We start from the raw sequence: 20473 nt of genomic DNA on the forward strand, positions 1-20473 counted from the left end.
CATGCTTTTATCATACCAAAAAAGTAAAAATATATCTTCTACTAAATAAGTTATGTACTTGTACAAGAAATAAGAATGACGAATAGTGAAAAAACCCCCTAAAAAAGAGGGTTCTCACAATAATTAAACTTCCAAGATTTCTTTTTCTTTGTCTTTTGTTATTTGGTCAATCTTACTAATGTGTTCGTCAGTTAGTTTTTGAATATCATCCGAATAACCTCGAAGGGCATCTTCCGTAATTTCTCCGTTTTTCTCCAGCTTTTTCAAATCATCGTTACCGTCACGTCGAATATTACGAATCGCTACTTTCGCCTCTTCAGATTCTTTCTTTACTAATTTCACTAGCTCTTTTCGGCGTTCTTCAGTCAATTGGGGGATGGCTAATCTAATGACCATACCATCATTTGATGGATTTAACCCTAAATCAGATTTTAGAATCGCCTTTTCAATATCACCAAGAATTGATTTATCATAAGGCTGGATGACAAGAAGTCTTGCTTCTGGAGTAGAAATTCCAGCCATTTGATTCACTGGTGTCGGTGCTCCATAATAATCAATTGTAATCCTATCTAATAAAGAAGCACTCGCTCTCCCTGCACGAATACTAGCAAGCTCACGGGAATACGATTGAATTGCTTTAAGCATTCTATCCTTCGTTGCTGAAACCACTTGTTTTGGCATTATTATTTCCCCCTAACAATCGTTCCAATTTTTTCACCCATTACCGCACGTTTAATATTTCCTTGTTCCATAATCGAGAAAACAATAAGTGGAATATCATTATCCATGCATAATGAAGATGCAGTTGAATCCATGACAGCTAATCCCTCTTTAATGACATCAAGGAAAGAAAGGTCATCGTATTTTGTTGCATTAGGATCCAGACGTGGATCCGCTGAATATACACCATCAACATTATTTTTTGCCATTAAGATTACTTCTGCGTCGATTTCAGCTGCACGTAAAGCCGCAGTTGTATCGGTTGAGAAATACGGATTTCCTGTCCCGGCTGCAAAAATAACGACTCTCTTTTTTTCTAAATGTCTCATTGCTCGACGTCTAATATATGGTTCTGCAACTTGACGCATTTCAATTGAAGTTTGTACTCTTGATTCAATTCCCAGGTGTTCTAAACTGTCCTGAAGGGCTAAAGAATTCATTACAGTGGCTAACATCCCCATATAATCAGCAGTTGCTCTGTCCATTCCCATCTCACTGCCTATTTTACCACGCCAAATATTACCACCGCCAACAACAACTGCAACCTCAACACCAAGTTCTGCAATTTCCTTTACCTGCCCAGCGATTGATTTTATTACGGATGGTTTAATACCGAAGCTTGATTCTCCTGCAAGTGCTTCCCCGCTTAATTTTAGAACGACGCGTTTGTACTTAGGACCGCTCATATAAACCTCCTTATTATGTATATGATTATAAAAAAACTTTAAAAATAGGGAACACATCGTGTTCCCTATTTAAGACATATTTTGCCTATCATACCTTATAAACAAACCAATTACTTTTTATTAACTTGGTTCATGACTTCTTCAGCGAAGTTGTCTTCACGCTTTTCAATACCTTCGCCCACTTCGTAGCGTATGAATTCACGAACAGAAGCGCCTTTTGACTCAACGAACTGACGAACTTTTTGGTCTGGGTTTTTAACGAAAGTCTGGTCAAGTAAGCAAACATCTTCAAAATATTTTCCAAGACGGCCTTCTACCATTTTTTCTACGATTTTTTCTGGCTTTCCTTCGTTAAGTGCTTGTGTAGTTAACACTTGACGCTCACGCTCAACTTCCTCTTGAGAAACTTGATCACGTGAAACATATAAAGGTCTAAGAGCAGCAATGTGCATAGAAACATCTTTTGCAGCATCCGCATCAGTAGTTCCTTCTAGAACTGTTAATACACTAATACGTCCTCCCATGTGAAGGTATGCACCAAATGCATCATTATCTGTTTTAGAAACTACAGTAAAACGACGAAGTGAAAGTTTTTCACCAATTTTAGCAATAGCAGCATTGATATAGTCTGCTACAGTCACTCCATTAATCGTTTGTGCAGAAGCTTCTTCAACTGTTGCTGGTTTGTTAGCAAGCAAGTGTGCAGCTAATTCTTTTACTAGGCTTTGGAAAGCTTCGTTCTTTGCAACGAAATCAGTTTCAGAGTTTACTTCTAAAATAACTGCTTCGTTTCCTTCTGCAACAACATACGTTAAACCTTCTGCAGCAATACGGTCGCCTTTTTTCGCAGCTGAAGCAATCCCTTTTTCCCGTAAGAAGTCGATTGCTTTTTCCATATCACCATTTGTTTCTGTTAAAGCTTTTTTACAATCCATCATTCCTGCGCCAGTTTTTTCGCGTAGTTCTTTTACCATTTGAGCAGTAACTGCCATGATTTTTTCCTCCTTTAATTCCTTATGTACATACTAATAGCTTAGCCATTGAACGCTAAGATAAACCCTTAAAAAAAGGTGATAAAGGGTCTCCCTCTTATCACCTTTTTTAGTTCAAACTATTTGACTTGTCCAGCTCCATCGCCTAGCCCCTCGAGGTCAAAAGCCAATCACTGCAGAAGGCAAAGAGCGCCTTCCACAGTGCTTGTCTTTTGCTTGTCGGGGCTAACCAAGGCGATTCCGCTTTTCTATTACGCTTCTACAGCTACTTCTTCACCTTGTTTTGCTTCAAGGATAGCGTCTGCCATTTTACCTGTTAAAAGCTTAACCGCACGAATCGCATCGTCATTCGCAGGAATAACTACATCGATTTCGTCTGGATCACAGTTAGTATCAACAATTCCTACGATAGGAATGTTTAATTTTTTAGCTTCAGCAACAGCGATACGCTCTTTACGAGGGTCGATAATGAAAAGTGCATCAGGAAGCTGCTTCATATCTTTGATTCCGCCTAAGAATTTTTCAAGGCGTTCTAGTTCTTTCTTTAATTGAACTACTTCTTTTTTAGGTAAAACTTCGAAAGTACCGTCTTCTGACATTCTTTCAATATCTTTTAAGCGACCAATACGCTTTTGGATTGTTTCAAAGTTTGTTAAAGTACCACCCAACCAACGTTGGTTAACAAAGTACATACCTGAACGAGCTGCTTCTTCTTTAACAGAATCTTGAGCTTGTTTCTTAGTACCAACAAAAAGGATAGTCCCGCCATTAGCAGCTAGATCCTTAACCCAGTTATAAGCTTCTTCAACTTTCTTAACTGTTTTTTGTAGGTCGATGATATAAATACCGTTACGCTCTGTGAAGATATATTTCTTCATTTTTGGGTTCCAACGGCGAGTTTGGTGTCCAAAGTGTACACCAGCTTCAAGCAATTGCTTCATTGAAATTACTGACATGTTTTTTTCCTCCTATGGTTTCGTTTTCCTCCGCTAAGTCTCATTTTCAAACAGCAACTGTATTAACAGCACCGGCTGCTTAAATCAACAAGCGTGTGTAATAACACCATGAAATAATATAGCATAACTAAAGATAACAATCAAGTTTTACTTTCAAAAAAAATCCCCGGTAAAACCAGGGATTTTTCCATGAATTAGTTAGAACGTAATTTATCTAACTCAACTAAGAATTTATCATTTAAGACTTTGATATACGTTCCTTTCATACCAAGAGAACGAGATTCAATGACTCCGGCACTTTCAAGCTTTCTTAAAGCATTAACAATTACAGAACGAGTAATACCAACACGGTCTGCAATTTTCGAAGCAACTAATAAGCCTTCGTGTCCATTTAACTCTTCAAAGATATGTTCAATCGCTTCAAGTTCACTGTAAGATAATGAACTGATCGCCATTTGAACAACAGCCTTGCTTCTCGCTTCTTCTTCGATTTCCTCAGACTTTTCACGCAGGATTTCCATACCAACAACAGTTGCACCATACTCGGCAAGAATAAGGTCATCATCGTGGAATTTCTCTTGCAATCGTGCAAGAATTAATGTTCCAAGGCGTTCACCTCCGCCAATAATCGGAACGATTGTTGTTAACCCTTCACGGAATAGGTCTCTATTTTCAACAGGAAATGCTGTATATTGACTTTCCACATCAAGATTTGAAGATGTCTCTTGAATATTAAATAGTCCATTTATATATTCTTCTGGAAATTGACGATCCTCTAGCATCTTTTTCATACGGTCATTTTCGATTTGCTGATTAATAGCAAAGCCTAAAAGCTTACCACGGCGACTGACAACGAAAATGTTTGCTTCAATTACTTCACTTAGGGTCTCTGACATTTCCTTAAAGTTAACTGGTTTTCCTGCTGCCTTTTGTAATAACACATTAATTTTTCTAGTTTTTGTAAGTAAATCCATCTGTTTCTTCCTCCTAATTAACTCAGAACCATTATTAAGTTTTATTGTTAAATCATTATAAGATAAATTGGCTTAAATCTTTATTTTTCGCTATTGCTCCAAGCTTATCATCAACATATTGTGGAGTAATGGTAACCTTCTCCATTAAAATATCAGGTGCTTCAAACGATAAGTCTTCTAATAATTTTTCTAATATTGTGTGAAGTCTTCTTGCTCCGATATTATCTGTATTTTGATTCACTTCAAAAGCAACCTCAGCTATTCTACGAATAGCATCGTCAGAAAATTCAATTTGTATACCTTCTGTTTCTAATAATGCTTGATATTGTTTAATCAAAGCATTATCAGGTTCAATCAAAATCCTAAAGAAATCATCTACCGTTAATTTCGTTAGTTCAACACGAATCGGTAAACGACCCTGTAATTCTGGTATTAAATCCGAGGGTTTTGACATATGAAACGCACCAGCTGCGATAAATAAAATATAATCTGTTTTTATTGAGCCATATTTGGTAACAACGGTTGAACCTTCAACAATCGGTAAAATATCTCGTTGAACACCCTCACGAGACACGTCCGCTGAGGAACCTCCAGAGTTTTTGCTGGCAATTTTATCAATTTCATCAATAAAGATGATACCTGTCTGTTCAGCACGGTAAACTGCTTCAGTGGTAACCTCATCCATGTCAATCAATCTTGCGGCTTCTTCGCTGGTTAATACTTTCCTTGCCTCGCGCACAGTTAATTTTCTTTTCTTCCGTTTCTTCGGCATAAAGCTGCTGAGCGCATCTTGCATGTTCATACCCATTTGTTCCATCCCTGAACCTTGAAGCATATCAAACATGGATGGTGTTTGCTCTTCAACATCAACCGTAACCATCTCTTCTTCCAATTGACCAAGAGCAAGCTTTTCCCTTACAATCTTACGTTTTTCAGTAATAGAGTAATCCTCTTGATGTGTATCCTGATCCGGAGTTGCATTTCCGCCGCCAAATAACATTTCAAGTGGATTTTTATAATTTTGTGCTTTCTTAGCTGATGGAACAAGTAAATCAACTAGCCTAGCATTTGCGTTTTCCTCTGCACGTTCCTTAACAGACAACATTCTATCCTCTTTAACCAATCTGACAGATGTTTCAACGAGGTCACGAACCATAGATTCCACATCACGGCCAACATACCCGACTTCCGTAAATTTAGTAGCCTCTACTTTAACGAATGGTGCTCCAACCAGCTTCGCAATTCTTCTGGCAATTTCCGTTTTACCAACACCAGTTGGACCAATCATTAAAATATTTTTAGGAATAATTTCTTCGCGGAGTTTTTCGTTTAGCAAGCCTCGTCTATATCGATTTCTTAGTGCAACCGCCACTGCCTTTTTTGCGTCCTTCTGACCTATAATATATTGATCAAGTCTCTCAACAATTTGACGCGGTGTTAGGTTATCTGTTTTAGCCATTGTAGGTTCCCTCCCGTTAGAGCTCTTCCACGATAATGTTGTGGTTTGTGTATACACATATTTCTGCAGCTATTTCTAAAGAAGCCTTTGCGATTTCTTTTGCTGTAAGATGGTCACCAGCATATTTCTTTAGAGAACGTCCAGCTGCCAGTGCATAATTCCCACCTGAACCAATTGCTAGAATTCCATCATCAGGCTCAATTACTTCTCCTGTTCCAGATACTAGGAGTATATCTTCCTGATTCATAACAATTAACATGGCTTCTAGCTTTCTTAGGATCTTATCACTTCTCCACTGTTTAGCAAGCTCAACAGCTGCTCGTTGGAGGTTTCCGTTATATTCTTCTAATTTCCCTTCGAACATTTCAAAAAGGGTAAAGGCATCGGCTACAGATCCGGCAAAACCAGCTAATACTCTTCCATTAAATATCTTTCTAACCTTTTTTGCTGTGTGCTTCATCACTACAGCATTCCCAAACGTGACTTGACCATCACCTGACATTGAACATTGACCGTTATGATGGATTGCAAATATCGTCGTGGCATGAAATTGGTTCATCATTCTTCCTCCTCTTGCATTTTTACTAGTAAACCTATCTAACAAGAGATTGTCATAAGCAGACAAGTGCATTACACTAGAATAGTATGAAAACTTTATTCATTTATTCCCTTATATGTATGGGCATATACGTTTCAATTGACTCCATTAAATCCGCACTTGTTCATCCATGAACAAGTTGAATTTACGCTAAGCATATGGGATTGTCCAATTGTATATTGTGATAAAGTTCTCTCCATTTGTAAATGGTTGTGAACGAACGTTGCTAAATCAGTCACATTTATTAATATGTCCACCTCACAAAGGCTACTAAAGCGTAACACACTTTTTTACCCCTTGCAATAAATTTTACAAAACTTTCACAAAGTTCTGAATTGTTTCCAATGCTCGGTTTGCATGCTGCATATTTCGTTCCTGTTTCCCCTTAATTTTTTCAGGTAATTCCGGAAACAGCCCAAAATTAGCATTCATAGGCTGGAAATTCTTTGCGTTAGCTGTGGTGATATATCGTGCCATACTTCCAATCGCTGTTTCAACAGGAAACTCGACTGGATTATTCCCCTGTGCTAATCTAGCAGCATTTATTCCAGCGGCTAGTCCACTTGCAGCCGATTCTACATATCCTTCCACACCTGTCATCTGTCCAGCAAAAAACAGATTTTCCCGTTCCCTAAATTGGTAAGAAGCTTTAAGAACCTTTGGTGAATTGATAAAGGTATTTCGATGCATGACCCCATAGCGGACAATCTCTACATCTTCAAGTCCTGGTATTAACCGCAGGACTTCTTTTTGTGGACCCCATTTCAAATGTGTCTGGAAACCAACAATATTATAAAGGGTTCCTGCTGCATCATCTTGCCGCAGCTGAACAACCGCATAAGGTCTTTTTCCTGTCTTAGGATCCTCTAAACCAACTGGCTTTAATGGACCGAATAACATTGTTTTCTTGCCTCTTTGTGCCATGACTTCGATTGGCATACAACCTTCAAAAAAGATTTCCTTTTCAAATTCCTTTAAAGGTACTGTTTCTGCTGCAATTAATGCTTCATAAAAGGTGTTGAATTCTTCCTCTGTCATTGGACAATTTAAATAAGCAGCTTCACCCTTATCATAACGTGATTTCAAATACACCTTTTCCATATTAATACTGTCTTTTTCAAGAATTGGTGCTGCAGCATCATAAAAATAAAGGTAATCCTCGCCCGTTAAAAACTTTAGTTGTGCGGATAAATCAGGACTTGTTAAAGGTCCTGTTGCTATTACGGTTATTCCCTCAGGAATTTCCGTCACTTCTTCATTAATGACTGTTACATTTTCATGATTTCTTACCATTTCTGTCACTTTAGCCGCAAACTCATGACGGTCAACCGCCAAGGCTCCTCCTGCCGGGACCGAGCATGCATCAGCAGCAGCGATAATAACAGAATCGAGCAATCGCATTTCTTCCTTTAATACACCAACCGCATTTGTTAAGTTATTTGCTCTTAAGGAATTACTGCATACTAATTCAGCGAACTTATCAGTATGATGAGCGGGTGTTTGTTTAACGGGTCTCATCTCATAAAGTCTGACTTTTACACCCCGTTTAGCGATTTGCCACGCAGCCTCACTCCCTGCCAAACCAGCTCCGATTACATTTATTGTTACATCAATCATGTTTGACCTCCTGATTTTCACAAAGCTGATGATTCATGAATCTAGCTTTACTTATTACTATGATTACTTTTCCCTCTTTTTAGCCCATCTTGCATTGTACTATACGAATCAAAAACAAAAAAGTTTTATGATTTATAAAAATAAGCGGAAGCTGCTTGCGCTGGATTAAAAAATATAAAAGAGTGAGCTGTGCTCACCCTTAGCTTTGTGGTTCTTCTTTGTAATCACATTCGGTGCATTGTACTTGGACACCTTTTTTTAATTTCTTTTCAACGAGCGTTCCTTCACATTTAGGACAGGCTCTTGGTAAAGGCTTATCCCATGAAATAAATTCACATCCTGGAAACTTGTCACATCCGTAAAAGATTCTTTTCTTCTTACTTTTACGTTCAATGATATTTCCTTCTTTACATTTTGGACAGGTAACGCCGATTTCTTTTACAATGGCTTTTGTATTACGGCAATCCGGGAAATTGCTGCATGCCATAAATTTACCGTATCGGCCCATTTTAAATACCATTTGGCTCGAGCATAATTCACAATCTTCGCCTGCCGGCTCATCTTTAATTTCAACAGACTGCATCTCTTTTTCGGCAATAACAAGATGTTTCTCAAATTCTTGATAAAAACCATCAATGATTTCAACCCAGCGAACTTTACCATCCTCAACATTATCCAAATCCCGCTCCATTTTGGCAGTAAAATCTGCATTGATAATATCCGGAAAGAATTCAAGTATTAATTCATCAACAATTTCACCTAACTCAGTAGGGACAAATCGTTTATTATCCAGCGCGACATATCCACGCTTTTGGATTGTATCCAAAGTTGGTGCATAGGTGGATGGACGTCCTATGCCTAGTTCTTCAAGTGTTCTAACCAATCTAGCCTCTGTATACCTTGGCGGCGGCTGTGTAAAATGTTGTTTTGGTTCAATATCTTTTTTGAATACAACATCGCCTTCTTGTAGATTTGGCAGCATTTTGTCGCGTTCTTCAACTTGATCATCTGAACCTTCCACGTATAGCTTCATAAATCCAGGAAACTTTATTTTTGAACCGGTTGCTCGGAATATGACATTTCCATTCTGTAAGTCAACGCTCATTGTATCCATAACAGCCTGGGCCATTTGACTCGCTAAAAATCGTTCCCAAATTAACTTATATAGACGCAGTTGGTCTCTTGATAGATATTGTTTCAAACTATTTGGTTCACGCAATGTACTCGTCGGACGGATAGCTTCGTGAGCATCCTGAGCATTTGATTGTTTTTTCTCTTTTCTTTGTTCTTCTTTTAAGTAATCCTGGCCATATTCCTGAAGAATATAATCCGCAGCCTCTTTTTGAGCCACTTCGGATATACGAGTTGAATCTGTTCTCATATAGGTGATAAGACCAACTGTTCCAGATGAACCAAGCTCAATTCCCTCGTATAATTGCTGTGCCAGCATCATGGTTTTCTTAGCACGGAAATTGAGTTTTCTAGCAGCTTCCTGCTGGAGGGAAGACGTAATAAATGGTGGAGAAGGATTTCGTTTACGCTCTTTTTTAGTTACCGAAACCACCTTAAAATTATCGCCTTCCATTTTTTTAAAAATCTCTTCAACATCCTGTTTTGATTTCAGTTCTGTTTTTTCTTTGTTAGCTAGCGAGAAATAAGAAGCACTAAAATGATCCTTTCCCTTAACCAACTCTCCTTCAATTGTCCAATATTCTTCAGGAACAAATGCTTTTATTTCCTTCTCTCGTTCGATAATTAATCGGACAGCGGTAGATTGAACTCGTCCCGCACTTAACCCTTTTTTCACTTTTTTCCAAAGAAGCGGACTAATATTATATCCAACTAGACGATCTAGAACCCTTCTTGCTTGCTGTGCATCGACTAAATCCATATTGATTGGACGCGGGTGTTTAAAGGATTCTTTAATTGCTTCTTTGGTAATTTCATTAAATACAACACGACAATCTGAATGTATATCTACATTTAAGCTATGAGCAAGATGCCATGCAATTGCTTCCCCTTCGCGATCCGGGTCAGCCGCGAGATAAACTTTCTTTGCTTTTTTTGCAGCTGTTTTTAATTCCTTTAATACTGGACCTTTACCGCGAATCGTAATGTATTTCGGTTCGTACATATTTTCAACGTTTACACCCATTTGACTTCTAGGTAGATCTCGTATGTGCCCCATCGATGCTTTAACTTTATATTTATTTCCTAAATAACGTTCAATTGTTTTCGCTTTTGCAGGTGATTCTACAATTACAAGAAACTCTGACATGCAAATTATCCTCCTCAGTACTTCACAAAAAACCTTATCCCTATTTTTCCATTTATATGATCATTTTTTAAAAACTGGAAAAAGTATTCATAATTAATACTTCTTATTCTTAAACAAATAACTATTGATGTCAATAACGACGAAACCGTTTACAACTAGTTAATGATAATAATACGCCAAATTATTCCTATTTACACATTCTTTTTTTCAAATATCTGTTGGAAAATGTATAACATATTTGAAATAATTTCAAGCTTTTTTAACTTAAATCTACAATAAATCGAAAAAATCTTTAAAAAACTGCGAATACTATTAATAAATTTGAAAATCAATGTAGGTTATAACGGAAGTTCATCTAAAATATCCTCGCTGCACATTACAGGCTTTGCCCCCTGCTGGATTAGGTCATTTGTACCCAATGAATACGGATTAAAGATACTTCCAGGCAGTGAAAAAACTTCACGTCCTTCATTGACTGCATAATTGGCCGTAATCAGAGATCCACTTTTTCGTTTTGCTTCTATTATAAATGTCCCGTTTGACATCCCGCTTATGATTCTGTTGCGCGCTGGAAAATGCCATCGTTCCGGCTTCGTAATTGGTGGATATTCTGAAACGACCAGCTGTGTTTTCATCATTTCTCTTGCTAATTCAGCGTTTTCCTTTGGATAAATATGATTCAATCCTCCAGCTATTACAGCAATGGTATTACCGCCATTTTTCATTGCGTACTCATGTGCGAGAGAATCTATACCATTAGCTAAACCGCTGACAATAACCACTCCTTTTTCCACTAAAGGCGGAAACAGTAACCGAATCGCACTCTTACCATACTGGGTCGCTTGGCGGGAACCCACTACTGCAAGCTTTGGCTGTTTTACTAGCAAAGAGAGATTTCCCTTTGCAAATAACACCCAGGGCGGCTGATAGATTTCTTTTAATAGGCTGGGGTAATTTTCATCAAAGATAGTGATAACCTTAATTCCATTTTTTTCATATTGCTGGATTTGTTCCATAATGATTTCGGATTGTAAGGAAGTTGTAGAAGGAAGGTTTGTATGTGCTGTGGAAGAGAATAGGTTTTGTTGGATGTAATGAGGTTTCATTTGAAAAGATGAATCTTTCTTTAAATATTGCAAAACTGCACTCCACGAAATACCAGGGTAATGCATAATACGAATGAGTTTTTCTCTAAAATCATCCATTCTTGGCCTCCATTATTTAATAATAAAAAGAAGAAATAGCCCCTCGTTTATAGGGACTATTTCTACTATTTTTAGTGTGTTATACACTTATCATATATACCTTGTTCTTTTAGAACTTCAATTAACGTTTCACCCATAACAGATGGTGTGTCAGCAACTTTAATTCCGCATTCATTCATAACACGAATTTTTTCATCTGCTGTACCTTTACCACCTGAAATGATTGCACCAGCATGGCCCATTCGCTTTCCAGGAGGAGCTGTACGGCCGCCGATGAAGCCGACTACAGGTTTAGTCATATTTGCCTTTACCCACTCAGCCGCTTCTTCCTCAGCTGTACCGCCAATTTCACCAATCATGATAACAGCATAAGTTTCTGGGTCTTCATTAAATGCTTTTAATACATCGATGAAGTTAGTACCATTAACTGGGTCTCCGCCGATTCCAACAGCAGTAGTTTGCCCAATTCCTGCTTGAGTTAACTGATGAACAGCTTCATATGTTAATGTTCCAGAGCGGGAAACAACCCCAACATGACCTTTTGTATGGATGTAACCAGGCATGATACCAATTTTACATTCATCTGCAGTAATAACCCCTGGGCAGTTAGGACCAACCAAGCGAGTCTTCTTACCTTCCATATAACGTTTAACCTTAACCATATCTAATACTGGAATGTGCTCAGTAATACAGATAGCTAAATCTAATTCCGCATCTACCGCTTCGATAATGGCATCGGCTGCAAATGGTGCTGGAACATAGATAACTGAAGCAGTAGCGCCTGTAGCAGCAACAGCTTCTTTCACTGTATTATAAACAGGTACTCCTTCAACCTCCATGCCGCCTTTTCCAGGAGTGGTCCCAGCAACAATTTGTGTACCGTATTCTAGCATTTGTTTTGTATGAAAAAGGGCAGTTGAACCTGTAATCCCTTGAACTATTACTTTTGTATCTTTATTAATAAAAACGCTCACGTTAATTCCCCTTTCTTTCGATCCTATTTCACAAGTGAAACGATTTTTTGTGCACCGTCAGCCATTGATTCTGCAGGAGTGATAGCTAAACCAGATTCAGCAAGAATTTTCTTACCTAAATCAACGTTTGTTCCCTCTAAACGTACAACAAGAGGTACACTTAGTTGAACCTGCTTAGCAGCTTCTACAACACCCTCAGCAATAACATCACATTTCATAATTCCGCCAAAAATATTAACAAAAATACCTTTTACGTTTGGATCAGAAAGGATAATTTTGAATGCTTCTGTAACTTTCTCAGCTGTTGCACCGCCCCCAACATCAAGGAAGTTCGCCGGGTCGCCGCCATAGTGCTTAACAATATCCATTGTTGCCATTGCAAGACCAGCGCCATTTACCATACAGCCGATATTTCCATCTAATGAAATATAGCTTAAATCATATTTAGATGCTTCGATTTCCTTTGGATCTTCTTCTTCAAGATCACGGTATTCAAGTACATCTTTTTGACGATATAAAGCATTTGAGTCAAAGTTTAACTTTGCATCTAATGCCATTACTTTTCCATCTCCAGTTACAACCAATGGGTTGATTTCGGCAATTGAACAATCCTTTTCAATATAGGCACTGTATAAGCCCATCATAAATTTAACAGCTTGATTAACAAGCTCTTTTGGAATGTTGATATTGAATGCAATTCGGCGAGCCTGATAAGGCATTAAGCCAACAACCGGATCAATTTCTTCTTTGAAGATTTTCTCCGGAGTTTTTTCTGCTACTTCTTCAATTTCCGTTCCGCCTTCTTCAGAAGCCATAAGCACAACTTTTGATGTAGCACGGTCTAAGACAAGGCCAATGTAATATTCTTTTTTAATATCGCAGCCTTCTTCAATTAATAGTCGCTTTACTTCTTTGCCTTCAGGACCTGTTTGGTGTGTAACCAACGTTTTTCCAAGGATTTCGCTTGCATATGTACGCACTTCTTCAAGGTTTTTAGCAACCTTTACCCCGCCGGCTTTACCCCTGCCGCCAGCATGAATTTGCGCTTTTACTACACATACTTGTGTACCTAATTCCTTCGCGGCTTCCACTGCTTCTTCAACACTGAATGCCACTTTGCCATTAGGAACACTTACCCCATATTTTCTGAGGATTTCTTTCCCCTGATACTCATGGATATTCATTTCCCATCCTCCTATCAAACTCTTCAAAAAATTGACTCCGTTTTCATTTTATAGAATGACAGATACCTTGTCCACCATTATGCGTAAAAAAATTATCATCCTCATAATATTGTGAATTCTCATAACCTACAATTAAAGCGCTTACATATAAAACGAAACCAAATATAAACAACTAATTACTTTTTAACAATAGCAAAACAAGCAATAGAAGCTTGTTTTGTTATTGTCCTATTAACATATCCTTAATTGGCGCAAAGCTCATCCGATGATAGGGAGTAAGGCCATGCTTTTGAATCGCTAAGATATGTTCTTTTGTCCCATACCCCATGTTACGCTCGAAGCCATATTCCGGAAATTCAGCTGATAATTTTATCATTAGAGAATCTCTTGCCACTTTTGCTACGATGGAAGCTGCCGCTATCGATACGCTCTTTGCATCCCCTTTTATAATAGACTCCACTATATAAGGTGTTTCCAGCTTCATAGCATCGACCAGTAAAACTTCTGGATTAGAAGCTAGTGAAGCTATTGCAGCTTTCATTGCCTTCTTAGTAGCCTCGTAAATATTGATAGAATCAACTTCAGGTGCATCAATCATCGCGACATTAACAGCTACTGCTTCTCGTCTAATGATTTCATCATATTCATTCCGCTTTTTCTCTGAAAGCTTTTTGGAATCATCAATACCTGGTAAGTAAAAATCCTTGGGTAAAATAACTGCCGCAGCTACTACTGGACCTGCAAGAGGTCCCCTGCCAACTTCGTCGACACCGGCAATAGACTTATATCCCTGTGCACGCCATTTATTTTCAAAGACATTCATTTCAAGAAACTTTTCCTCAAGTTGTCTTTCCTGTTCCAATTTCCTATACCATTTATGTAGTAGATGTTGTACACCTTTACGCTCATCCTGTTTGAGTTTTTGCAATAAAGGGTCATTTTCAGCCTTTATGCCATTAAGTTGTTGTTCTATTTCTGCTATTGTCTGTACTTTCATTTTCTTCACCCGTTGTAATAATACCTTCTCCTGTATTTATTTACAATGACCAAAAATAAACAAAAAAACTCACCACATGGAGAGTTCATTTGCTTATTTATTTTCAATTTTATCAGCAAAATCGCTAGGTCTTTCGAAAGTCAGCGGTCCAAATTTCTCAGATCTAATTTCTCTAATGACTAAATCTGATACTTTATCATAATCAACGACTCCACCAGTCCCGAGACAGCCTCTAAGCTCACCAATTTGGTCAAACATCTCTACCACATTTTCAGGGACTGATTCAAGCTTATAGCGTTCCTTAAGTCTCTCTGGATAATGCTCTTCTAAAAACTTAATTGAATAAACAACGAGGTCCTGCAAATTCAGAAGAGTGTCTTTGATTGCTCCCGTTACAGCTAACTTCTTACCAACCTCTTGGTCTTCAAACTTTGGCCAGAGAATTCCCGGTGTATCTAATAACTCTAACTCTTTTCCAACTTTAATCCACTGTTGGGCTTTTGTTACACCTGGCATATTTCCTGTCTTTGCAATATTTTTCTTTGCTAGTCGATTAATTAAAGTTGATTTTCCTGCATTCGGGATTCCAACAATCATGGCACGAATGGCTCTAGGGTTCACAACACCCTTTGCTCTTAAACGATCAAACTTTTCCTTTAAGATTTCATGGGATGCCTTTACAATATCCTTCATACCTTCTCCAGCCTGAGAGTTAATGGCTATTGCTTTTATTCCTCTTGCTGCAAAATAGGCAATCCATTCTTTGGTAATTGCTTTATCTGCCAAATCGGCTTTATTTAAGAGGACCAGTCTTGGTTTATGCTGAATAATTACATCAATCATTGGATTGCGAGACGAATATGGAATTCTTGCGTCCACCAATTCGTAAATAATATCTACTAGTTTTAATTTTTCCGTGACTTCTCTTCGAGCCTTTGCCATATGGCCTGGAAACCATTGGATTGTCAAAGCAGCCACCTCCTAAATCTATTTCACGATGTGTGCATCTTTTAATGGCCAGTAAACAATACTTGTTTTACCGATTATTTTGTCCAATGAGATGGTTCCAATATGCCTGCTGTCTTTACTGAAACGACGGTTATCCCCCATAACGAACAATTCACCTTCTGGTACTGTTTCTACACCTGCAGGAGTTTCTTCAAGCGTAAAAGGATCTGTTAAAGGTCCTTCGACTTTTTTCTTATACTCATCCAAATATGGTTCTTCGAACGCTTTTCCATTAACATATAAAGTATCATTTTTATATTCGATACGGTCACCTGGAAGCCCAATGACTCTTTTTATATAATCCTTCTGTTCAGGCGCATGAAAGACGATAATATCAAACCGTTTTGGCTCACCTATATTATAGCTTAGCTTGTTCACTATCATACGGTCTTGGTGCTGCAGTGTGGGCATCATCGATAGCCCGTCTACTACAATTGGTGCAAAAAGAAAGTAACGAATGACAGCTGCCAATACAACCGCAATTAAAAGCGCCTTCGTCCATTCCCAAAGTTCATTTTTCTTTTTAATCATCTTTTGTTCCCCACCAATCACATAAAAATGTTTGATAAGATAAGTACGAAAAAAGAGCTTGCAAAGCAAGCTCTTTCTTTATTATCGAATTTCTTTAATACGAGCTTTTTTACCACGTAGCTTACGTAAGTAGTATAGCTTAGCACGGCGAACTTTACCGCGGCGCAATACTTCAAGCTTCGCAATTTTAGGTGTGTGTACAGGGAAAGTACGCTCAACGCCTACTCCGTAAGATACCTTACGAACTGTGAAAGTTTCGCTAATGCCACCACCACGACGCTTAATCACTACACCTTCGAATAACTGAATACGCTCACGAGTACCCTCGACAACCTTAACGTGTACACGTACGGTATCACCAGGACGAAACGCAGGTAAATCAGAACGAAGTTGTTCTTTTGTGATTTCTTCAATCAAATGTTGCATCGTTTTCATCTCCTTCCAACAGACGCTCATGCACATCTACTATCCTTTTCCATTGCAGCGGAACATCTTTATAAGACCATACTGAATACGTTACTCAGCTCAAGTCACAAGAAGTATCTTAACATAAAAGACAACTTCATGCAATATCTACTCGTATTCTTTTTTTATTTCATTCAGCCATTTTTCCTGATCCTTATTTAATTCCATTTTTTCTAATAAGTCAGGCCTCCTAAGGAATGTTCGTCGTAAAGCTTCTTTGTTTCGCCATTCTTCGATTAATCGATGATTTCCTTGGAGGAGGACCTCCGGAACCTTCATTCCACGAAAGTCAGATGGCCTTGTATAGTGTGGATGCTCCAAAAGACCCGTGCTGAAAGAATCTTTCATATGTGACTCTTCATTTCCTAAGACTTCTGGTAAAAGACGAACAACACTATCAATCACAACCATTGCTCCAAGCTCTCCGCCAGTTAACACATAATCACCGATTGAGATTTCATCACTTACCACATGTTCACGGATTCTTTCATCATAACCCTCATAATGGCCGCATACGAAAATAAGATGTTTCTCTTTTGCTAATTCTTCTGCTATTTTCTGGTCATACCGTTTTCCTTGAGGACAAAGTAGAATCACTCTTGTTGTGTTACTTTCCGCTTGTTCCTTTAATGCTGCAACTGCATCAAAGAGAGGCTGCGGCTTTAAGACCATACCTGCTCCGCCGCCATAGGGATAATCGTCTACGGTTTGATGTTTATTATCAGCATACTCACGGAAATTGACAACATTATAGCGAACGGCAGCTTTTTCAGCAGCCTTATGTAAAATGGAATGCCCGAATACACCAGAAAACATCTCAGGAAATAACGTCAGCACATCTATTTTCATCATGAAAGTAGACCTTCCATTGGTTCAATTAAGATAACCTTTTCTTTCACATCTACTTTTTTCACAACATCCTCGATATAAGGAATCAATATTTCCTTGCCTGTAGGTGATTTAATTACCCATACGTCGTTAGCGCCGGGGGATAATATCTCAATAACCTTACCTATTTCCTCACCACTAGTTGTCGCCACTAGACATCCAATAATTTCATGGTAATAATATTCATCATCTTCAAGATTTCCAAGTTGGGATTCTGGCACCTTAATGATTCCGTCCCTAAATTTTTCAACCTCGTTGATATTTTCAAAACCTTCAAAGGTTAGTAAATTAAAATTTTTATGACTTCTATGGGTTTTTACCGTTAATTCAATAGGCTTATTGGATCCAGGCATAAACAAATACAATATATTTCCCACCTTGTAGCGCTGCTCTGGGAAATCGGTTTTAGAAATTACCCTTACTTCACCTCTAATTCCGTGTGTATTGACGATTTTACCAACATTAAACCATTTTTCCATCTTGTTCGTCACCTCTATCTTATTTCCTCGATAATGCCGTCTTTTATGATAATTGTTGTTTGCTCCATTACTTCATCCCAATTGTCTCCAACCTTTACATCAACAAGGGCTTGTACTTCTTTTTGCTTCAATTCACTTCCTAATGGTAGCATATGTAATTGTTCAATTTGAAACTCATAAAGCTTTTCTTTATCATGGCGTTTTTGCAGTTCTTTTTCAAAGTGACTTTTAAGTGCGCTTGATTGATACTTTTTGGTTTTTTCTAACTTTTTTAACTCAAATTGAAGCTGCTCATATTCTTTTTGCATCTGCAGCTTGCCAGCAAAGTATTTATCAAGCAGCTTTTGTTTGCTGTGTTCCGTTAATATTTGCTTCACCACAACAGTACGAATAAGTTGCATATAATTAACTCCTCCTCAAGCTCCTACTTTCATGATAGCAAAAAAGGGAGGATTTGAAATCCTCCCTTTCATCTAGATGCAAAAAGCTATTCACCAATTTCTAGAAAAATTTTCTTTTGTTGTGATGATCCTGCTGCATAAACAACAGTCCTAATGGCCTTTGCAACACGCCCTTGCTTTCCAATCACCTTTCCCATATCTGTCTTATTAACAGTAAGATGAAAAGTGATTCGTTGATCTTCTTCGTTGACAATAACCTGAACATCTTCTGGAAAATCAACAAGGGGCTTAACAATACTTTCTATTAATTGCTTCATAGAAATTACTTGCTATGCTTAGCATTATGGAATTTTTCCATGATGCCTTGGTTTGAGAAAAGGTTACGAACTGTATCAGATGGTTTTGCACCGTCTTGTAACCATTTAAGAGCCAAATCTTCGTTGATTTGGATTGCTGCCGGTTGAACAACTGGATTGTAAGTTCCAATAACTTCAATGTAACGTCCGTCACGAGGAGAACGAGAATCTGCTGCTACGATACGATAAAAAGGAGTCTTTTTAGCTCCCATACGCTTTAAACGAATTTTTACTGCCATTTTAAATAAGCACCTCCGAATAGTTTCACACAAGATAGTATATTATCAATTATTAATTCATTTGTAAAGTGTTTTTTCTTTACAGTAGTATTGCCAATTTTTTCAACTTTAAAACGGTTTAAAAGGAAATTTAAATCCGCCTTTTTTCTTGCCTTTTTGCTGCATTCCAGTCATTTGCTTCATCATCTTCTTCATGTCCTCAAACTGTTTTAATAAGCGGTTTACCTCAGGAACAGTCCTGCCGCTCCCTTTGGCAATCCTCTTTTTACGGTTTGAATTCAAGATCTCAGGATGTTCTTTTTCTGCTTTTGTCATGGACCTAATGATTGCTTCCACATGTGCAATTTGTTTTTCTTCGATTTGAACATTGTTCAAACCTTTAATTTTATTTGCACCAGGCATCATTTTTAATAATTCATCAAGCGGTCCTAAATTACGGACTTGTCCAAGCTGTTCCAAAAAGTCATCAAGCGTAAAAGTCGCTGTCCGCATCTTTTGTTCAAGCTCTTTCGCTTTTTCCTCATCAACATTCGCCTGCGCTTTTTCAATAAGCGTTAAGACGTCACCCATTCCGAGGATCCTTGAGGCCATCCGCTCGGGATGAAAGGGTTCGATTGCGTCCATTTTTTCACCTAAACCGACAAACTTAATCGGTGTTTGGGTAACAGCACGAATCGAAAGCGCAGCTCCTCCACGTGTGTCACCGTCAAGTTTCGTTAAGACTACACCAGTCAAACCAAGCTGTTCATTAAAGCTTTGGGCTACATTAACGGCATCTTGACCGGTCATCGCATCAACAACAAGGAAAATTTCGTCTGGCTTTGTAAGTTCTTTAATATCCTTCAGTTCACCCATTAATGCTTCATCGACATGCAAACGCCCAGCAGTATCAATAAGGACGTAGTCATTATGATCTTCTTTTGCTTTCGCAATGGCTTGCTTTGCAATTTCGACCGGGCTTACTTGATCGCCAAGAGAAAATACAGGCATATCCAATTGTTTTCCCAATGTTTGAAGTTGCTTTATGGCAGCAGGACGGTAAATATCAGCGGCTGCTAAGAGAGGCTTGCGGTTGTACTTTTTACGAAGCAGGTTAGCAAGCTTTCCTGTTGTCGTGGTTTTACCCGCACCCTGAAGCCCTACCATCATAATGACAGTTGGCGGACGATTAGAGGCAGCAATTTTGCTTTGTTCACCACCCATTAACTCCGTTAATTCTTCATTAACGATTTTAATGATCTGCTGGCCTGGTGTTAAGCTTTTTAGTACTTCTTGTCCTACTGCACGTTCGCTGACTTTTTTTACAAAATCCTTTACGACCTTAAAATTAACGTCGGCCTCGAGTAATGCAAGGCGGACTTCACGCATCATTTCTTTTACATCCGCTTCAGTAACCTTACCTTTTCCACGGATTTTTTGAATCGTATTCTGCAGTCGGTCGGCTAATCCTTCAAACGCCATTCATG

The 20473-nt window shown here is 38.3% G+C and carries 22 protein-coding genes; all 22 read right to left on the minus strand.

Annotated elements, in window-relative coordinates; all coding sequences use genetic code 11:
- Positions 1 to 123 precede the first annotated feature (123 nt).
- The 22 genes from frr to ffh all read right to left on the minus strand — a co-directional run bounded on the left by frr (position 124) and on the right by ffh (position 20468).
- Positions 124 to 681 (minus strand): ribosome recycling factor, encoded by a 558-nt coding sequence (gene frr / locus CHI06_RS06740; protein WP_095247658.1) that lies wholly within the window; start codon positions 679 to 681, stop codon positions 124 to 126.
- A 2-nt stretch (positions 682 to 683) separates the two neighbouring features.
- Positions 684 to 1406, minus strand: coding sequence for a UMP kinase (pyrH, locus tag CHI06_RS06745; protein ID WP_095247659.1), 723 nt, complete (start codon positions 1404 to 1406; stop codon positions 684 to 686).
- A gap of 110 nt (positions 1407 to 1516) precedes the next feature.
- A complete protein-coding gene (tsf, locus tag CHI06_RS06750; protein WP_095247660.1) occupies positions 1517 to 2398 on the minus strand; it encodes a translation elongation factor Ts in 882 nt (293 codons plus the stop codon).
- A 251-nt stretch (positions 2399 to 2649) separates the two neighbouring features.
- Positions 2650 to 3354: a 30S ribosomal protein S2 gene (gene rpsB / locus CHI06_RS06755; RefSeq protein WP_095247661.1), complete on the minus strand. Its 705-nt coding sequence runs from the start codon at positions 3352 to 3354 to the stop codon at positions 2650 to 2652.
- 194 nt (positions 3355 to 3548) lie between these two features.
- Positions 3549 to 4328 carry a GTP-sensing pleiotropic transcriptional regulator CodY gene (gene codY, locus CHI06_RS06760; RefSeq protein WP_095247662.1) on the minus strand — a complete coding sequence of 260 codons (780 nt, stop codon included), beginning with the start codon at positions 4326 to 4328 and terminating at the stop codon, positions 3549 to 3551.
- 55 nt (positions 4329 to 4383) lie between these two features.
- Positions 4384 to 5787 carry an HslU--HslV peptidase ATPase subunit gene (gene hslU, locus CHI06_RS06765; protein ID WP_095247663.1) on the minus strand — a complete coding sequence of 468 codons (1404 nt, stop codon included), beginning with the start codon at positions 5785 to 5787 and terminating at the stop codon, positions 4384 to 4386.
- Positions 5788 to 5803: 16 nt separating this feature from the next.
- Positions 5804 to 6346, minus strand: a complete 543-nt coding sequence (hslV, locus tag CHI06_RS06770) for an ATP-dependent protease subunit HslV (protein WP_095247664.1) — start codon at positions 6344 to 6346, stop codon at positions 5804 to 5806.
- Positions 6347 to 6694: 348 nt separating this feature from the next.
- Positions 6695 to 8002: an FADH(2)-oxidizing methylenetetrahydrofolate--tRNA-(uracil(54)-C(5))-methyltransferase TrmFO gene (trmFO, locus tag CHI06_RS06775; RefSeq protein ID WP_095247665.1), complete on the minus strand. Its 1308-nt coding sequence runs from the start codon at positions 8000 to 8002 to the stop codon at positions 6695 to 6697.
- 199 nt (positions 8003 to 8201) lie between these two features.
- Positions 8202 to 10280 carry a type I DNA topoisomerase gene (gene topA, locus CHI06_RS06780; protein WP_095247666.1) on the minus strand — a complete coding sequence of 693 codons (2079 nt, stop codon included), beginning with the start codon at positions 10278 to 10280 and terminating at the stop codon, positions 8202 to 8204.
- Positions 10281 to 10618: 338 nt separating this feature from the next.
- A complete protein-coding gene (gene dprA, locus CHI06_RS06785; protein ID WP_095247667.1) occupies positions 10619 to 11485 on the minus strand; it encodes a DNA-processing protein DprA in 867 nt (288 codons plus the stop codon).
- Positions 11486 to 11556: 71 nt separating this feature from the next.
- A complete protein-coding gene (sucD, locus tag CHI06_RS06790) occupies positions 11557 to 12459 on the minus strand; it encodes a succinate--CoA ligase subunit alpha (RefSeq protein WP_095247668.1) in 903 nt (300 codons plus the stop codon).
- A 23-nt stretch (positions 12460 to 12482) separates the two neighbouring features.
- Positions 12483 to 13643 (minus strand): ADP-forming succinate--CoA ligase subunit beta, encoded by a 1161-nt coding sequence (gene sucC, locus CHI06_RS06795; protein ID WP_095247669.1) that lies wholly within the window; start codon positions 13641 to 13643, stop codon positions 12483 to 12485.
- A gap of 220 nt (positions 13644 to 13863) precedes the next feature.
- Positions 13864 to 14640, minus strand: coding sequence for a ribonuclease HII (locus CHI06_RS06800; protein ID WP_095247670.1), 777 nt, complete (start codon positions 14638 to 14640; stop codon positions 13864 to 13866).
- A gap of 93 nt (positions 14641 to 14733) precedes the next feature.
- Positions 14734 to 15609, minus strand: a complete 876-nt coding sequence (gene ylqF, locus CHI06_RS06805; RefSeq protein WP_095247671.1) for a ribosome biogenesis GTPase YlqF — start codon at positions 15607 to 15609, stop codon at positions 14734 to 14736.
- A gap of 18 nt (positions 15610 to 15627) precedes the next feature.
- Positions 15628 to 16179, minus strand: coding sequence for a signal peptidase I (lepB, locus tag CHI06_RS06810; RefSeq protein WP_095247672.1), 552 nt, complete (start codon positions 16177 to 16179; stop codon positions 15628 to 15630).
- A gap of 81 nt (positions 16180 to 16260) precedes the next feature.
- Positions 16261 to 16605: a 50S ribosomal protein L19 gene (gene rplS, locus CHI06_RS06815; protein ID WP_095247673.1), complete on the minus strand. Its 345-nt coding sequence runs from the start codon at positions 16603 to 16605 to the stop codon at positions 16261 to 16263.
- 147 nt (positions 16606 to 16752) lie between these two features.
- Positions 16753 to 17493, minus strand: coding sequence for a tRNA (guanosine(37)-N1)-methyltransferase TrmD (trmD, locus tag CHI06_RS06820; RefSeq protein WP_179292551.1), 741 nt, complete (start codon positions 17491 to 17493; stop codon positions 16753 to 16755).
- Positions 17493 to 18011, minus strand: coding sequence for a ribosome maturation factor RimM (gene rimM / locus CHI06_RS06825; RefSeq protein WP_095247675.1), 519 nt, complete (start codon positions 18009 to 18011; stop codon positions 17493 to 17495). The genes trmD and rimM overlap by 1 nt, the downstream gene beginning before the upstream one ends.
- A gap of 14 nt (positions 18012 to 18025) precedes the next feature.
- Positions 18026 to 18412, minus strand: a complete 387-nt coding sequence (locus tag CHI06_RS06830; protein WP_095247676.1) for a YlqD family protein — start codon at positions 18410 to 18412, stop codon at positions 18026 to 18028.
- Positions 18413 to 18498: 86 nt separating this feature from the next.
- Positions 18499 to 18729, minus strand: a complete 231-nt coding sequence (locus CHI06_RS06835; protein ID WP_095247677.1) for a KH domain-containing protein — start codon at positions 18727 to 18729, stop codon at positions 18499 to 18501.
- Between the two features lie 5 nt (positions 18730 to 18734).
- Entirely contained in the window at positions 18735 to 19007 is a 273-nt protein-coding gene (gene rpsP / locus CHI06_RS06840) for a 30S ribosomal protein S16 (protein WP_095247678.1), read from the minus strand.
- A gap of 108 nt (positions 19008 to 19115) precedes the next feature.
- A complete protein-coding gene (gene ffh, locus CHI06_RS06845; protein ID WP_095247679.1) occupies positions 19116 to 20468 on the minus strand; it encodes a signal recognition particle protein in 1353 nt (450 codons plus the stop codon).
- Positions 20469 to 20473: the final 5 nt, after the last annotated feature.

The organism is Bacillus sp. 7884-1, from assembly GCF_002272245.1.
Taxonomy (GTDB): Bacteria; Bacillota; Bacilli; order Bacillales; family Cytobacillaceae; genus Neobacillus.

Excerpts from the sequence above, each read along its gene's own strand:
- frr (WP_095247658.1), bottom strand. The coding sequence starts at position 681 with ATGCCAAAACAAGTGGTTTCAGCAACGAAGGATAGAATGCTTAAAGCA.
- pyrH (WP_095247659.1), bottom strand. The coding sequence starts at position 1,406 with ATGAGCGGTCCTAAGTACAAACGCGTCGTTCTAAAATTAAGCGGGGAA.
- tsf (WP_095247660.1), bottom strand. The coding sequence starts at position 2,398 with ATGGCAGTTACTGCTCAAATGGTAAAAGAACTACGCGAAAAAACTGGC.
- rpsB (WP_095247661.1), bottom strand. The coding sequence starts at position 3,354 with ATGTCAGTAATTTCAATGAAGCAATTGCTTGAAGCTGGTGTACACTTT.
- codY (WP_095247662.1), bottom strand. The coding sequence starts at position 4,328 with ATGGATTTACTTACAAAAACTAGAAAAATTAATGTGTTATTACAAAAG.
- hslU (WP_095247663.1), bottom strand. The coding sequence starts at position 5,787 with ATGGCTAAAACAGATAACCTAACACCGCGTCAAATTGTTGAGAGACTT.
- hslV (WP_095247664.1), bottom strand. The coding sequence starts at position 6,346 with ATGAACCAATTTCATGCCACGACGATATTTGCAATCCATCATAACGGT.
- trmFO (WP_095247665.1), bottom strand. The coding sequence starts at position 8,002 with ATGATTGATGTAACAATAAATGTAATCGGAGCTGGTTTGGCAGGGAGT.
- topA (WP_095247666.1), bottom strand. The coding sequence starts at position 10,280 with ATGTCAGAGTTTCTTGTAATTGTAGAATCACCTGCAAAAGCGAAAACA.
- dprA (WP_095247667.1), bottom strand. The coding sequence starts at position 11,485 with ATGGATGATTTTAGAGAAAAACTCATTCGTATTATGCATTACCCTGGT.
- sucC (WP_095247669.1), bottom strand. The coding sequence starts at position 13,643 with ATGAATATCCATGAGTATCAGGGGAAAGAAATCCTCAGAAAATATGGG.
- CHI06_RS06800 (WP_095247670.1), bottom strand. The coding sequence starts at position 14,640 with ATGAAAGTACAGACAATAGCAGAAATAGAACAACAACTTAATGGCATA.
- lepB (WP_095247672.1), bottom strand. The coding sequence starts at position 16,179 with ATGATTAAAAAGAAAAATGAACTTTGGGAATGGACGAAGGCGCTTTTA.
- rplS (WP_095247673.1), bottom strand. The coding sequence starts at position 16,605 with ATGCAACATTTGATTGAAGAAATCACAAAAGAACAACTTCGTTCTGAT.
- trmD (WP_179292551.1), bottom strand. The coding sequence starts at position 17,493 with ATGAAAATAGATGTGCTGACGTTATTTCCTGAGATGTTTTCTGGTGTA.
- rimM (WP_095247675.1), bottom strand. The coding sequence starts at position 18,011 with ATGGAAAAATGGTTTAATGTTGGTAAAATCGTCAATACACACGGAATT.
- CHI06_RS06830 (WP_095247676.1), bottom strand. The coding sequence starts at position 18,412 with ATGCAACTTATTCGTACTGTTGTGGTGAAGCAAATATTAACGGAACAC.
- CHI06_RS06835 (WP_095247677.1), bottom strand. The coding sequence starts at position 18,729 with ATGAAGCAATTAATAGAAAGTATTGTTAAGCCCCTTGTTGATTTTCCA.
- rpsP (WP_095247678.1), bottom strand. The coding sequence starts at position 19,007 with ATGGCAGTAAAAATTCGTTTAAAGCGTATGGGAGCTAAAAAGACTCCT.
- ffh (WP_095247679.1), bottom strand. The coding sequence starts at position 20,468 with ATGGCGTTTGAAGGATTAGCCGACCGACTGCAGAATACGATTCAAAAA.